Source organism: Curtobacterium guangdongense (assembly GCF_049341845.1).
GTDB lineage: Bacteria > Actinomycetota > Actinomycetes > Actinomycetales > Microbacteriaceae > Curtobacterium > Curtobacterium guangdongense.
Map to the genome: position 1 here is coordinate 224,037 of NZ_JBMPIT010000004.1, position 13,261 is coordinate 237,297.

16 protein-coding genes are annotated in these 13,261 nt (G+C 72.4%); 3 read left to right on the top strand and 13 right to left on the bottom strand.

Going from position 1 to position 13,261, the window contains the following annotated elements; all coding sequences use genetic code 11:
* Positions 1-36: 36 nt before the first annotated feature.
* A complete protein-coding gene (locus ACO0E1_RS07615) occupies positions 37-582 on the top strand; it encodes a TetR/AcrR family transcriptional regulator (RefSeq protein ID WP_422873620.1) in 546 nt (181 codons plus the stop codon).
* Here ACO0E1_RS07615 and ACO0E1_RS07620 read toward each other — a convergent pair.
* On the bottom strand, positions 564-1,496 hold the full coding sequence (locus ACO0E1_RS07620) for a LysR family transcriptional regulator ArgP (RefSeq protein ID WP_422873621.1): 933 nt from the start codon (positions 1,494-1,496) through the stop codon (positions 564-566). The genes ACO0E1_RS07615 and ACO0E1_RS07620 overlap by 19 nt on opposite strands.
* A 68-nt stretch (positions 1,497-1,564) precedes the next feature.
* Between ACO0E1_RS07620 and ACO0E1_RS07625 the strand changes: the two genes are divergently transcribed.
* On the top strand, positions 1,565-2,446 hold the full coding sequence (locus ACO0E1_RS07625; RefSeq protein ID WP_422873622.1) for a LysE/ArgO family amino acid transporter: 882 nt from the start codon (positions 1,565-1,567) through the stop codon (positions 2,444-2,446).
* 164 nt (positions 2,447-2,610) lie between these two features.
* Here ACO0E1_RS07625 and ACO0E1_RS07630 read toward each other — a convergent pair whose 3' ends face one another.
* From ACO0E1_RS07630 to ACO0E1_RS07660, 7 genes are all read right to left on the bottom strand, one after another.
* Positions 2,611-4,086 (bottom strand): APC family permease, encoded by a 1,476-nt coding sequence (locus tag ACO0E1_RS07630; protein WP_422873623.1) that lies wholly within the window; start codon positions 4,084-4,086, stop codon positions 2,611-2,613.
* Positions 4,087-4,249: 163 nt separating this feature from the next.
* Positions 4,250-5,125, bottom strand: coding sequence for an HAD family hydrolase (locus ACO0E1_RS07635; RefSeq protein WP_422873624.1), 876 nt, complete (start codon positions 5,123-5,125; stop codon positions 4,250-4,252).
* Positions 5,126-5,145: 20 nt separating this feature from the next.
* Entirely contained in the window at positions 5,146-5,955 is an 810-nt protein-coding gene (locus ACO0E1_RS07640) for an alpha/beta fold hydrolase (protein WP_422873625.1), read from the bottom strand.
* Between the two features lie 151 nt (positions 5,956-6,106).
* Entirely contained in the window at positions 6,107-6,367 is a 261-nt protein-coding gene (locus tag ACO0E1_RS07645) for a type II toxin-antitoxin system RelE family toxin (protein ID WP_422873626.1), read from the bottom strand.
* Positions 6,364-6,624, bottom strand: coding sequence for a type II toxin-antitoxin system Phd/YefM family antitoxin (locus ACO0E1_RS07650; RefSeq protein WP_422873627.1), 261 nt, complete (start codon positions 6,622-6,624; stop codon positions 6,364-6,366). The genes ACO0E1_RS07645 and ACO0E1_RS07650 overlap by 4 nt, the downstream gene beginning before the upstream one ends.
* Positions 6,625-6,661: 37 nt before the next feature.
* Positions 6,662-7,174, bottom strand: coding sequence for a methylated-DNA--[protein]-cysteine S-methyltransferase (locus ACO0E1_RS07655; protein ID WP_422873628.1), 513 nt, complete (start codon positions 7,172-7,174; stop codon positions 6,662-6,664).
* Entirely contained in the window at positions 7,171-8,721 is a 1,551-nt protein-coding gene (locus tag ACO0E1_RS07660; RefSeq protein WP_422873629.1) for a DNA-3-methyladenine glycosylase 2 family protein, read from the bottom strand. The genes ACO0E1_RS07655 and ACO0E1_RS07660 overlap by 4 nt, the downstream gene beginning before the upstream one ends.
* A 163-nt stretch (positions 8,722-8,884) precedes the next feature.
* Between ACO0E1_RS07660 and ACO0E1_RS07665 the strand changes: the two genes are divergently transcribed.
* Positions 8,885-9,445: a molybdenum cofactor biosysynthesis protein gene (locus ACO0E1_RS07665; protein ID WP_422873630.1), complete on the top strand. Its 561-nt coding sequence runs from the start codon at positions 8,885-8,887 to the stop codon at positions 9,443-9,445.
* Positions 9,446-9,588: 143 nt separating this feature from the next.
* On the opposite strand, the gene ACO0E1_RS07670 is transcribed toward ACO0E1_RS07665, so the two are convergent.
* The 5 genes from ACO0E1_RS07670 to folE all read right to left on the bottom strand — a co-directional run bounded on the left by ACO0E1_RS07670 (position 9,589) and on the right by folE (position 13,255).
* The gene (locus ACO0E1_RS07670; RefSeq protein WP_422873631.1) at positions 9,589-10,149 is read right to left on the bottom strand and encodes a type 1 glutamine amidotransferase domain-containing protein; all 561 of its coding nucleotides are present in this window, start codon (positions 10,147-10,149) and stop codon (positions 9,589-9,591) included.
* 88 nt (positions 10,150-10,237) lie between these two features.
* The gene (locus tag ACO0E1_RS07675) at positions 10,238-10,891 is read right to left on the bottom strand and encodes an HAD-IA family hydrolase (RefSeq protein ID WP_422873632.1); all 654 of its coding nucleotides are present in this window, start codon (positions 10,889-10,891) and stop codon (positions 10,238-10,240) included.
* Positions 10,888-11,724, bottom strand: coding sequence for a pyrimidine reductase family protein (locus tag ACO0E1_RS07680; RefSeq protein WP_422873633.1), 837 nt, complete (start codon positions 11,722-11,724; stop codon positions 10,888-10,890). Before ACO0E1_RS07680 ends, ACO0E1_RS07675 begins: the two co-directional genes overlap by 4 nt.
* Positions 11,721-12,656 carry a dihydropteroate synthase gene (gene folP, locus ACO0E1_RS07685; protein ID WP_422873634.1) on the bottom strand — a complete coding sequence of 312 codons (936 nt, stop codon included), beginning with the start codon at positions 12,654-12,656 and terminating at the stop codon, positions 11,721-11,723. The genes ACO0E1_RS07680 and folP overlap by 4 nt, the downstream gene beginning before the upstream one ends.
* Positions 12,653-13,255 (bottom strand): GTP cyclohydrolase I, encoded by a 603-nt coding sequence (gene folE / locus ACO0E1_RS07690; protein ID WP_422873787.1) that lies wholly within the window; start codon positions 13,253-13,255, stop codon positions 12,653-12,655. Before folE ends, folP begins: the two co-directional genes overlap by 4 nt.
* Positions 13,256-13,261: the final 6 nt, after the last annotated feature.

Genomic DNA, 13,261 nt, shown 5'->3' on the forward strand with positions numbered 1-13,261 from the left:
TAGCTTTCCGTTTATGCAAGCAGCAAGGAGGACTCTGTGCGCGCCGATGCCCGACGCAACCTCGACGCGTTGACCGACGCCGCGAAGGCCGTCTTCGCGGCGGACGGGGTCGACGCCCCCGCGAAGGTGATCGCGGACCGCGCTGGAGTCGGCGTCGGCACGCTCTACCGGCACTTCCCGCAGCGTTCCGACCTGGTCGTCGCCGTGTTCCAGCGCGCGGTCGACGCGTGCGCGGAGGCCGCCCCCACGCTCGCGGCCGAGTACGCACCGGACGAGGCACTCGCCCGGTGGCTCCAGCGGTTCACCGAGTTCGTCGCGACGAAGCGCGGACTCGCTTCGGCCCTCCACTCCGGAGATCCCGCCTTCGAGGCCCTGCCGAACTACTTCCTCGGGCGACTCGGCGACGCGCTCACCGGGCTGCTCGGCGCCGCCGCGGCGGCCGGCACGATCCGCGCCGACGTCGACGCACGCCAGCTCCTGCACGCCGTCGCGAACCTCTGCCACGGGGCACCGACACCGGAACAGAGCCAGCTGATGGTCGGACTCCTGGTGGACGGGCTGCGTTACCGCGCGACCGTCTGACGACCGTGCAGGCGTGACGCGGCCGTCGAGCACACGGCGTCGGTCACCCGGTCCAGCAGGGGCGACGCCAGGTTCCAACGCTGCCACCACAGCGCAACGTCCGCCCGGCGCCCCGGTGTGAGCTCCACGAGTGCCCCTCGCGCGAGGGCGTCGAGACACTGGGCCTCCGGGAGCAGCCCCCACCCGAAGCCGAGCGTCACTGCTCGTGCGAAGTCCGCCGAGGTCGGCACGAAGTGTCGCGGCGCCCGGGGCGCGTGGCCGACGACCCGGCGCAGGAAGCCCTGCTGCAGGTCGTCGTCGTGGTCGTAGTCGACGAGCGGGACACGATCGAGCCGCTGCAGCATCCGCCGTTCGGTGTCCGCGCCGTCGAGGTACCTCGTGACGAAGTCCGGCGATGCCACGGCGCGATAGCGATCGATGCCGAGCAGGACCGACGAGCATCCCTGGACGGGCTCGGCCTCCGCCGTGACCGCGGCCATCACCGTGCCGGCTCGCAGCAGCTCGGCCGTGCGGTCCTGGTCCTCCCGATGCAGGTCGAACACGACCTCGGTGTCCGCGCGGACCAGGGCGAGGGCGTCGAGGAACCAGGTGCCGAGGGAGTCGGCGTTGACCGCGAGCGGGATCGACGGGATCCCGTCGGCGTCGGTACCGCCGCCGGCGCCCAGGGAGCGGGCGGTCTCCTCGTCGAGCAGCCGGACCTGTCTGGCGTGGCGGAGCACCACGGCGCCGTCGGCGGTGGGGACGATCGGCGTCGTGCGCTGTACCAGTACCCGGCCGACGAGCTGCTCCATCGCCTTGATCCGCTGCGACACCGCGGAGGGCGTGATCGCCAGCGCTCGAGCGGCTGCGTCGAAGGTGCCCAGGTCGACCGCGGCGAGCAGCGTCTCGAGGTGGTCGCGGTGGAGGCGCAGCATGAGCTGAGCTTACGGCGCATCAGGAACATGAGCTGTACTGCACGCCGCCGTGTCCGTACGGTCGACGTGTGACCGCACTCCTCCCCGCTCTCTCCGGCCTCGGCACCGGGCTCGCGCTCATCGTGGCGATCGGCGTGCAGAACACGTACCTGCTCCGGCTCGCCGTGAGTGCCCGACTCCGGGTGGTGGCAGCAGCGGTCGTCGTGTGTGCCGTGTCGGACGCGGTGCTCATCCTCGCGGGGGTGCTCGGCGTGGGCGCGGTGGTCGAGCGGTTCCCGGTGGCGCTCGTCGTGATCCGGTTCGTGGGTGCGGCGTTCCTGTTGACCTACGGCGTGCTGGCGGCGCGTCGGGCATTGCGGCCGTCGGGGGATGCGATCCGGATCGGAGCCGCGGACGACGGGGTCCCGGTGGCGCCGGAGGCGGGGTCCGCCGAGGTCGCGCCCGCTGGTGGGCATCGCGCCCCGGCACATGCGGGCGCGACGGTCGTGGCGGGGCGCGATGCGGCGGTGGACGCAACCACGCGCGCGGCTGGGGCAGCGGGGCGGACGCGCGCCGAGCCTCCAGGCCGAGCGGACCGAGCGGACGGGGCGGACCGAGCGGACGGAGCGGACGGGGCGGACCGAGCGGACGGGGCGGACCGAGCGGGCCGGCCCGCACCGACCCTGCGTGCCGCGGTGCTGACCATGCTCGTCTTCACGTGGGCGAACCCGCACGTGTACCTCGACACGCTCGTGTTCCTCGGGTCCGTCGCGAACCAGCAGGGCGTGGACGACCGCTGGTGGTGGACGATCGGCGCCGTCGCCGCGAGCTGCCTGTGGTTCGGGGCGCTCGGGTTCGGCGGGCGGCTGCTCCGACCGCTCTTCGCGAAGCCGATCACGTGGCGGGTGTTCGACGCGGTGGTCGCCCTCGTGATGCTGGCGTTCGGGATCGCGCTCCTCGTCGGCGCCTGACGCCGCTGGGTCGGCTGGCCGTTCGCACAACCAAAAGCAGTCCGCGCCACGGAAGGTCGTGGCGCGGACTGCTTTTGGTTGTGCGGGAGCTATCGGCGCCGTGCGCCCGTCGGGGCGCGGCCGCCCGTCGGGACGCGGCCGCCCGTGCGTGCGGTGCCGCGCGACTACTGCAGCCCGCTCCCCACCCGGCTGTGCCGACGGCTGTACCCGAAGTAGACGATGAACCCGATCGCGAGCCAGATCACGAAGCGCAACCAGGTCTCGACCTCGAGGTTGAGCATCAGCCAGAAGCACAGGACCGCGGACAGGATCGGCAGCACGGGCGACCACGGCACGCGGAAGGATCGCGGTGCGTCCGGCCGCGAGCGACGCAGCACGATGATGCCGATCGACACGAGCACGAACGCCGACAGCGTGCCGATGTTGATCATGCCCTCGAGCTTGTCCACCGCCGTGAACCCGGCGAGTACCGCGACGACGACGCCCGCAACGACCTGCACCCGGACCGGGGTCTGCGTCTTCGGGTTCGTGACCGAGAACCAGCGGGGCAGGAGCCCGTCGCGGCTCATCGAGAACACGATGCGCGACAGGCCGAGGAGCAGCACCATGACCACCGTGGTGAGCCCGATGAGCGACCCGATCGCGATGATGCCAGCGGCCCACGGGAGCCCGACGAGGTCGAACGCGGTGACGAGCGACGGGGATTCGGCCGATGCGAGCTGCTTGTAGGACACCATGCCGGTGATCACGACGCTGACCCCGACGTAGAGCAGGGTCACGATGCCGAGCCCGATGAAGATGCCGCGCGGCAGGGTCTTCTGCGGGTTCTCGGTCTCCTCGGCACTGGTCGCGACGACGTCGAAGCCGATGAACGCGAAGAACACCAGCGACGCCGCGGCGAGCAGCCCGAAGACGCCGTACTGCGCGGGCTCGGAGCCGGTGAACCAGGACACGAGCGACTGGGTCCAGACGCTGCCCTCCGGGCCCTTGGTCGGCTGGGCCGGCGGGATGAACGGGGTGAAGTTGGCGGCCTTGACGAAGAAGGCGCCGACCACGATGACGAAGACGACGATGGCGACCTTGATGATCGTGATGACGGCCGAGACCCGCGACGACAGCCGGGTACCGAACGCGAGCAGCACGGTGAAGATCCCGACGATCAGGACCGGCCCCCACGTGAAGCCGATCGGCCCGAGTGCAATCGTGCTCGGCAGGTTCACGCCGAACACCTCGAACGCCTGGCTCAGGTAGATGCCCCAGTACTTCGCGATCACGGCACTCGCGGTCAGCGTCTCGAGGATCAGGTCCCAGCCGACGATCCACGCCAGGAGCTCGCCCATCGTGGCGTAGGTGAACGTGTACGCGGAGCCGGCGACGGGGATCGTCGAGGCGAACTCGGCGTAGCACATGATCGCCAGGCCACACGTGACGGCGGCGAGGAGGAACGAGATGATGACGCCGGGCCCCGCGAAGTTCGCCGCGGCGTTCGCGCCGACGGAGAAGATGCCGGCACCGACCGCGACCGCGATGCCCATCGCCGCGATGTCGAAGGTCTTCAGCGATCGCTTGAGCGACCGTCCCTGTTCTTCGGAGTCGGCGAGGGAGGCCTCGATCGACTTCGTGCGGAGCTTCGTTGCCATGGGGTGGATCCCGTCATCGGCTGGCGGTGGACCCCGGAAGGGTACTGGTGTACCACCCCGGCACGCAAAGCGTGCGACCCCGGCGCGGCCTGGGCCCACGCCGCCGGTCCCGGGCTGACGCGCCAGCGGCAGACCGGCCGTGCCGGTGGGGGGAGGCTCGGCGTCAGTCCGCCGCGCGGCGCCAGTCCGCCAGGTACCGGGCACCCGCCTCGTCGTGGATCACGCCGTCGGGTGCGGTGAGCACGGGGTACGGCGTCGCCGGGACGCCGTCGGACGGACGGACGTCGACGTGCGCCACCTCGTGGCCGTTCGCGTGCAGCCAGTCCGCCATCGCGTAGTCGCTCCGCGAGTCACCCATCGTGCGCCACGCGACGGGCAGGTCGCCGTCCTCGGCCAGGAGTTCGAGAGAACGCTCGGCCCCCATGTCCTTGCCGCTGCGGTCGGCCTCGACGTCGGTGGAGATGATCGTCGGGTCGATGCGCCACTGCACGGAGCCGTCGGCCGCCGGACGGACGTCGTCGAGTCGGCGGACCCCGAGTCCACGACGCTGGAGTGCCGCCATCGCCCGCTCGTCGAACTCCGGCTGGCGGGCGAGGTACGTGGCGTTCGGGACCTCGACGCGCTGCTCGATCGACACCATCGCCCGCTTCGTCTCGTCGAAGAAGACCAGGTCGGCGTAGTCGCTCCTGACCAGCTCACGCATCTCGTCCGCGTAGTCGCGGGGCAGCGCGAGGTCCTCGGCGACGGTGATGTCGCCCATGCCGTCCTCGTACTGCGGGCCGATCGAGCACCACACGGCACCCTTCTCGCATACCGCGTGTACCCGACCACCTGGAGCGAGACCGCCGGCGAGCAGGGGCTTCACGACCTGCTCACGGATGAACGCGTCACTGCGGCCGGTGTTGAACACCACGGGGATGCCCTCTGCGGCGAGCGCGATCAGGTCGTCGACGATGCTGGGGATCGCGATGGTGCGGGAGACGGGACTGGCGATGGGGCCGTCGACATCCAGCAGGAGTCCGAGTCGTGGTGCGCTCACCCGACCATCCTCCCCCACGTTCAGCGCTGCAGCGCCCCGACCCGGGTGAGGAGCCCCCGGAGCGTGGCGGCATCCGGCGAGTGGTCCTGCCCGGGAACCACGACGAGTTCCGATCCCGGGATGGCGTCGGCGGTCGCCCGGGCGGCGAGGCCGAGCCACCCGGCGCTGTCGGTGCCGGATCCGACGACGACCGGGACCCCGACGGCGGACAGCGTCCGTTCCGGGATCGCGAGGCCGTTCAGCATCCGGACGTCGCGGGCGAGCACGTGCGCGTCGGCGAGGAAGGTGCGCCAGAGCGCCGGTCGCAGGCGGTAGGCACTCACCTGTCCCATCGGGAGTCCGAGCACCTGCGCGAGGAACGCCCGGACGGCCGCTGCTCGACGCCCGGCCGCGACGTGCTCGTCCAGGCTGTCGGCGAAGACGACGTCGTCCGCGTGCGGGTCGACGGTCGCGCGGTACGGCGGTTCCCAGAGCACGGCGGCCTCCACCGGCAACCCGGTGGCGAGGGCGTGCAGGACGACACCAGCGCCGACGCACACTGCGACGACGGTGACGGGACCCTCCACCGAGTCGACGACGGCACGGAGGTCGTCGACCTCGCGCTCGATCGACCACGGGGCGGTGTCGCCGCTGTCGCCTCGACCGCGCCGGTCGTAGGTGACCACACGGCGGTCGACCGCGAGCCCCTGCACGACCTCTTCGACGAAGGGCGTCCCGCGGTGGCCGAACGCTCCCCCCACGACCACCACCGCCGGACCGGAGCCGGCGTCGGACACCGCGATGCGGGTGCCGTCGGTGGAGACGACCGTACGGTCGACTGATGCGTGCATGGAGTCCTCTGAGGTGGGTCGACGGCGCTGCGTCGGGTCCTCGGGTGGACCGTGCGAGTCGGTTGTCTGCAGTGTCGCAGCAATGGTGACCGTTGCAACATCCCACCTTCCGGGGGCAGACAGTTCCGACCCGGAACCGATCCGGGGTGCCTCAGCGATCCCGGTAGACCTCGCGCCGGTGGGCCGCTGCCACGACGATCACGACGAGGCGACCGTCGTCGATGCGGTAGATCACCCGGTACTCAGCGACGCGCACACGCCACTCCGCACTGCCGACGAGCTTGCGTGCGGCCGGCGGTCGGGGTTCCTCGGCGAGGAGCACGAGGATGCCCTCCACCAGCCGTCGGGCGTGCGGCGGGAGTTTCCGGATGGCTCGTCGCGCGTGTGGTTCGACATCGACCTCGTAGGTCATCCGAGCCCGAGTTCGCGCTTGAGGTCCTCCCACTTGACGTTCTCGCCGCCGAGTCGGGCGTTCTCACGCTTCGCTTCTTCCAGCGCGCGGAGGTCATCGAGCTCCTCGGCGTCTTCCATCAGTCGGTCGAGGATGTCAGCGTCCACCACGGCCGCGACCCGCTTGCCGCGACGCGTCAGGTAGACCGGTTCTTTTCGGGCGTCATCGATGATCGACGCCAGGCGGGTGCGTGCTTCGGAGATCGACACTTCGCTCACTCGTACATTCTAGAGCGTTTTGTACGATTCAAGCAGGTCAGACCAGCGCCGCGGTCCCCACGGACTCCCGCTCGAGCAACGACCGCTTGACGTCGAGCCCCCACGCGAAACCGCCGAGCGAGCCGTCCGAGCGGAGCACCCGGTGGCACGGCACGAACAGCGCCGGGGCGTTCCGCGCGCACACGCTCGCAGCGGCGCGGACGGCCTCGGGTCGGCCCATCGCCGCGGCCAGCTCGGTGTACGTGAACGTCGAGCCGGCGGGGATCTGCCGGAGCTGCCGCCAGCCTTCTGCGAAGAGCTCGGTGCCGAACTGCCGGACCGGGACCTGCATGGCGTGCTCGATCTCGCCGGCGTAGAACGCGTCGACGGCATCGGCCGAGGAGACGCTGCCGGCGCGGACGAGTGCCGGTCGGTGGCGGGCGACCACGCGGGCGACGATGCGCTCCGCGGAGTCCGTCCAGCCGGATGCGAGCACCCGGCCGTCGTCGTCTTCGAGCACCGTGAACGGGCCGTCCGGGGTGTCGAGGGTGGCGATCACTGCGTCGGTCATGGGGTGTCCTTCCGAGGGTTCTGGTGTGCTGCACGGGCGGCGAGGGCCGCGCGGTCGACGATCGGCCGCCAGCAGTGCATCGTGAGGTAGCTCCGCCAGGGGGCGACCTGCTCCGACCATAGGGAGAGCTCGCGCGCCGCACCGGGCAACCCGAGCTCCTGTGCACCGTTCCGCACGGCGAGGTCGGTGTGGAGGAACAAGTCCGGATGGTGCCGGACCCGCAGCGCGACGTAGTCCGCCGTCCACGGCCCGATGCCGCGCACCGCGAGGAGCCCGTTCCGGAGGTCGTCGAGCGACTGCCCGCCGTCAACGACGAGCGACCCGTCCGCCAACGCCTCGGCGACCCGCAGGATGGTCTGGATCCGGGCCCCCGGCCCCCGCAGGACCGCTCCGCCGCGGGACGCGATGTCAGCGGCGGAGGGGAAGAGCAGGCCGTCCGACGCGATGGCCGTCGGCACCGGCGTCCCGAGCGCGGCGACGAGCCGACCCTGCGCGGTGCGGGCCGCCGCGACCGAGACCTGCTGGCCGATGAGGGTGCGGAACACGACCTCGTGCGCGTCGACCGCGCCGGGCAGCCGGATCCCCGGAACCCGTTCGACCGCCGGCACGAGTGTCGGCACCGACGCGAGGACCGAGTCCACCGCGACCGGGTCGGCATCGAGGTCGAACAACGCCCGCACCCGCGCGACCAGCGTGGGCAGGTCGCTGAGGTCCGTGACCCGGACGACCAGGTCGACACCGGTGCCCCGGCCGGCCGCGTCCGGGACCGCAGCCGACGCACTGAACCAGCCAGGGCCTCCAGGCAGGGCGACCAGGCGACCGTAGGAGGTGACGGTGCCGTCGGCGGATCGGACCACGTGCTCCAACCCGGGGAGCGCGTGCAGGGCGTGCCAGTCGAGCAGCCCCTGCCCGTCGAAGGGCGCGCGTGCCGGCAGGTGCACGTGCAGGCCGCCGTCCGCGACCGGACGCACCCGGCGTCGGGCACGGAGCTCCGACGGGGTGACGGCGAAGACCTCGCGCACGGTGTCGTTGAACTGGCGGACGCTCGCGAACCCGGCCGCGAACGCCACGTCCGCGATCGGCAGGTCCGACGAGGTGAGCAGCGTCCGCGCGGTCTGCGCACGGTGCGCACGGCTCAGGGCCTTCGGTCCGGCGCCGAGCTCCTCGGTCATGATCCGACCGAGGTGCCGCTCCGAGTACCCCACGCGGGCAGCGAGACCGGGGACGCCTTCACGCTCGACGACGCCGTCGAGCACCAGCCGCATCGCGCGGCCGGCGACGTCCTCGCGCAGGTCCCACTCCGGGCTGCCCGGTGTGGCCTCCGGCAGGCACCGCTTGCACGCCCGGAAGCCGGCGAGGTGGGCGGCGGCACTGGTCCGGTAGAACGTGACACCGGCGGAGCGTGGGGTGCGGGCCGGGCAGCTCGGCCGGCAGTAGATCCCGGTGGAGTGCACGGCGGTCACGAACTGCCCGTCGAACCGGGCGTCGCGGGACGCCGCGATGCGGTATCGCTCGTCGTGCAGCGGGTCGGGTCCGGTGGCGGTCATGTGCCAACCCTGGCACGCGCCACCGTCATCGACTGGCGGAAATCGGACGCGGCAGCGGCCGGGCGGTCGCCGTCGGACTGGGCCCACGCCGCCGATTCCGGGCTGACGCGCCAGCGGCAGACCGGCCGTGCCGGTGGGGAGAGGCACGGCTACCGTCGACCACATGGCTTCCGGTGTCGACGTGGGCGCGTCCAGTGCGTTGCGGCACGTCGCGCAGGTCGAGGTCGCGATGCTCCTGGTGTCGAGACGGCACCGCTACGAGGGACGTCCCGACGACGGGGCGCTCCCCGCGGACGAGGACGAGCTGCGCGACCGGATCGAGCTGCGCACCGGGCTCGGGATCGTCGGCGACCGGTACTTCGCCGCGCGGGCGCACGTGCACGCGTCGGTCACCGTGATCGGGCTCGAGGCGCTGGAGGACGTCGGCCGCTCCCTCGGCACCACCCTCGACCCCGCGAAGACCCGGCGGAACCTGTACCTGCGCGGGGTCGACGTCGAGGCGTTGCGCGGGGAGCCGTTCTCGCTCGACACCGGTGACGGCCCCGTGCTGTTCCGCGGGTACCGCCCGGCGAACCCCTGTGCCTGGATGGACCAGGAGCTCGCGCCGGGGGCGTTCCGGGCGATGCGGGGTCGGGGTGGGGTGCGGTGCGACCCGGAGTCCGACGGGGTGCTGACCCTCGGTCCGGCGGTGCTCCGCACGGCGGTCCCCGTCGCGCGGGCGTAGCGCAGGCAGTCGGGGGCGGGGGTCGGCGGCGTCGGGGCGTCGTCCGGGCATCGAGTGCGCAGAAACGGCGGCCGGGCGACCCCGGAGCCCGCCACTTCCGCGCACTCGACCGGAGAACCGGCGAGCGCCCGCCTCGGGAACCGCTAGGCGGACGCGGGGACCAGCGCCGCCTGGATCGCGTCGACGAACGCGGGCAGGTCGTCCGGGTTCCGGGACGTGATCACGGTGCCGTTCGTCTCGTCGACCTGGACCTCGCGGTCGACCCACTCGGCGCCGGCGTTCCGCACGTCGGTCTGCAGCGACGGGTACGAGGTGATCGTGCGACCCGGCAGGACCCCTGCCTCGACGAGGGTCCAGGGCCCGTGGCAGATCGCCGCGACGGGCTTGCCCTGCTCGACGAAGGCCTTGACCAGGTCGATCGCCGCCGTCTCCTGGCGGATGGTGTCCGCGTTGATCGTGCCGCCCGGGACGACGAGCGCGTCGAAGTCGTCCGCCGACACCCCGTCGAAGGTGGTGTCGGGGTCCAGGGACTTGCCCGGGTCCTTGTCGCCGACGAGGGTCTGGACGGTGTCCGTGGTCTTCGCGGCGACCGTCACCGAGGCACCGCGCTTCCGGAGTTCCTCGGTGGGGACGATGATCTCGTCCTGCTCCACGCCGTAGTTCGTGGTGATGACGAGGACGGTGGTTCCGTCGAGGGCTGCCATGGGTCACTCCTTCCGCGGGTCGGGGTCTCCGACCGCACCCCCCACGGTGCTCGGTCGCGCTGGACGCCGACTCAGCCCCGCAGGGGGCTCAGCCGCGCAGGCGGAACGTGCCGTCCTCGGCCGAGACCTCGATGCCGTCGAAGCCGTGCACGCGGGCGAGGCCGATCGTGACGTCGTCCTCGAGCTCGCCGACGACCACCGTGGTCGCCCCCGAGTCCACGGCCGCCTGGAGACCGGCGGGGGCGTCCTCGAACGCGACACATTCCTCGGCGCGCAGTCCGAGCAGCGCCGCCCCGCGGACGTAGCCGTCCGGGTGGGGCTTGCCGTGCTCGACGTCCTCCGAGGTGACGACCGCCTCGGGCACGTCCACCCCGGCGGCTCGCATCCGGTTCATGGCGAGGTCACGAGGAGCACTCGTGACGAGTGCGACGGGCACCCCCGCTTCGACGAGCCGCCGGACGAACGCCGCCGCTCCGGGGATCTCGATGATGCCGTGGGTGTTGTCGACCTCGTCCGCGACGAGTTCGTCGGCCAGCCGGCGCTGCTCGGTGGGATCGAGGTCGGGCAGGAAGTGCCGCACGGTGTCGATCGTCTGCCGCCCGTGCGAGAACGCGAGGATGGTCGACGGCGCGATGTCGTGCTGGGCGCCGAATCGACCCCATGCCCCTTCGACGATCGCGGTCGAGTCCACCAGGGTCCCGTCCATGTCGAAGAGGACCCCGGACGCCACGATGTCGATCACGAGCCCGACCCTACCTGCCGGACGTACCGCGTCAGCAGCACGTCACCGTCACCGCGGAGCACGTGCCCGAGCCGCATCCGCCGCAGGTCGGGCGAGGACCCCCGGGCGATCCGGGGTCCGGCACCGCCCTCGAGCGACGGGTCGATCGTCAGGCAGAGCTCGTCGACGAGGTCCGCCGCGATCAGGGAGCCGAGGAACGAGGGTCCGCCCTCGCAGTGGATCCGCCCGAGGCCGCGCGACACCAGGGCGTCCCGGACCAGCCCGACGTCCACGGAGTCCTCCCCGCAGGACACGACGTCCGCCACGGCCGCCAACGCCTCGCGGCGGTCGGCGGGCGCGGACGACGAGGTCAGCACGAGCGCACGCTCCGGCGCTTCGGTGAACACCGGCGACGACGGGTCCAACGACAGCGACCCGGACACGATCGCGAACACCGGGTGGTCGGGCATCCGGTGCGCCCGGCGCCAAGCGACGTCGGAGTCCCGCACCCGCATGGGGCCGTACCCCTCGTCGCGGACGGTCCCCGCCGCGACGAGCACGACGTCCGTGACCCGGCGCAACAGGTCGAACACCCGCAGGTCGTCCGGGCCGCCGATGCCCGCCGTCACACCGCCGGCCGACGCCGACCCGTCCAGGGTGGCCACGAAGTTGACCCGCAGCCACCCGCCGGCCGGCGTACCGGACGCAGGCCGAGCCTCCAAGCCGGAACCGGGACGACCGCCGGCCGCAGGGTCGGACCCGGGCCGAGCCTCCAGTCCGTACAGGGCGACCAACTGCTCGTCCGACAGGTCCGCGATCGACGGCGGGAGCACCGCCGGAGGCAGCCCGCTCACGTGTTGTGCCGCGCTTCCACCGGCTCGCGCCAGCCGAGCGTCGCCTCCACCATGCGCATCGCGTCGACGGACTCCTGGACGTCGTGCATCCGGACGATCCGCGCGCCGAGCATCGCACTCACCGTCGCCACCGCGAGCGATCCGGACAGGCGCTCGCCCCGGGGACGGCCGAGCGATTCGCCGACGAAGTCCTTGTTCGAGACCGCGGCGAGCACCGGGTAGCCGAGTGCGACCACCTCGGGCAGCCGACGGGTGAGTTCGAGCGTGTGGACGGTGTTCTTGTTGAGGTCGTGCCCGGGGTCGACGATGATCCGCGACTCCGGAATGCCGGCGGCGAGCGCCCGGTCGACCCGTTCGCGGAGGAACGCGACCACCTCGCCCGCGACGTCTGCGTACCGGGGTGGGGCCGCCAGCGCGGTCCGCGGCGCCGCGAGGGAGTGCGTGATGACGATCGTCGCCTCGGAGTCGGCGACGACGGACGCCATCCGCGGGTCCGACAGCCCCGTCGTGTCGTTGACGACGCTCGCGCCGGCGGCGATCGCGGCCTGCGCGACCTCTGGACGGAAGGTGTCGACGCTGATCGTGACGTCGGATTGCTGGACGAGCTGCGCGACGACGGGGACGACGCGGTCGATCTCGTCGGCAGCGGGGAGCTCGGGGCCCGGCGCGAACTTCACGCCGCCGATGTCGACCCAGTCGGCGCCCTGTTCGGCGGCACGGACCGCCGCGGCGACGGCGCGGTCGAGCTCGAAGGTGGCACCGCGGTCGTGGAAGGAGTCCGGCGTGCGGTTGACGATCGCCATGACCGCGATGCGGCGGTCGAAGTCGAAGGAGCGTCGGCCGATGGTGCGGACCGGGTGGCGCAGGGTCGAGACCACCCAGCGGGGTCCGGCGGCGGCCTGGAGGCTCGTGGTGCGTCCGTCGGCGGTCATCGGTCCGCCTCGGCGTGGGTCCCGAGCCGTGCGGCTTGGGTCCCGATCAGGGCGATCGCCTCGGCACGGCCCGCCGGGTCGGCGAGCGTGCCGGTGGCGGCGACCGTGACCGTCGTGGACGCCGTCTGGCGCTCACCCCTGGTCGTCACGCACTGGTGCTGCGCGTCGAGGACCACGAGGACCCCGCGCGCTGCCAGCCCTTCCTGCACCGCGGCGACGACCTGCTCGCCGAGACGCTCCTGCAACTGTGGACGCGAGGCGAGCGCATCGACGACCCGCGACAGCGTCCCGAGCCCGATGAGCCGCTCGCCGGGGGCGTACGCCAGGTGCGCGACACCCGTGAACGGCAGCAGGTGGTGCTCGCACACCGAGCGGAAGCGGATGTCGCGGACGACGACCAACTGGCCGCGTTCGTCGTCGCCGGCGTGCACCGTGCCGTCCCGCGCGATCGCCACCGCGTCGAGGCCGGCGCCGTGGAAGAACTCGGCGAACGCGTCCGTGACCCGCTGCGGGGTGCGGGCGAGTTCGGGGCGGTCGGGGTCCTCGCCGAAGGCCGTCAGCAGCTCGCGCACTGCGGCCTCGGCGCGGGCACGGTCCATGCGCGA

Coding starts and splice junctions, on each gene's coding strand:
- ACO0E1_RS07620 (WP_422873621.1), bottom strand. CDS start 1,496: ATGCTGCGCCTCCACCGCGACCACCTCGAGACGCTGCTCGCCGCGGTC.
- ACO0E1_RS07630 (WP_422873623.1), bottom strand. CDS start 4,086: ATGGCAACGAAGCTCCGCACGAAGTCGATCGAGGCCTCCCTCGCCGAC.
- ACO0E1_RS07640 (WP_422873625.1), bottom strand. CDS start 5,955: ATGCACGCATCAGTCGACCGTACGGTCGTCTCCACCGACGGCACCCGC.
- ACO0E1_RS07645 (WP_422873626.1), bottom strand. CDS start 6,367: ATGACCTACGAGGTCGATGTCGAACCACACGCGCGACGAGCCATCCGG.
- ACO0E1_RS07655 (WP_422873628.1), bottom strand. CDS start 7,174: ATGACCGACGCAGTGATCGCCACCCTCGACACCCCGGACGGCCCGTTC.
- ACO0E1_RS07660 (WP_422873629.1), bottom strand. CDS start 8,721: ATGACCGCCACCGGACCCGACCCGCTGCACGACGAGCGATACCGCATC.
- ACO0E1_RS07665 (WP_422873630.1), top strand. CDS start 8,885: ATGGCTTCCGGTGTCGACGTGGGCGCGTCCAGTGCGTTGCGGCACGTC.
- ACO0E1_RS07670 (WP_422873631.1), bottom strand. CDS start 10,149: ATGGCAGCCCTCGACGGAACCACCGTCCTCGTCATCACCACGAACTAC.
- folP (WP_422873634.1), bottom strand. CDS start 12,656: ATGACCGCCGACGGACGCACCACGAGCCTCCAGGCCGCCGCCGGACCC.
- folE (WP_422873787.1), bottom strand. CDS start 13,255: ATGGACCGTGCCCGCGCCGAGGCCGCAGTGCGCGAGCTGCTGACGGCC.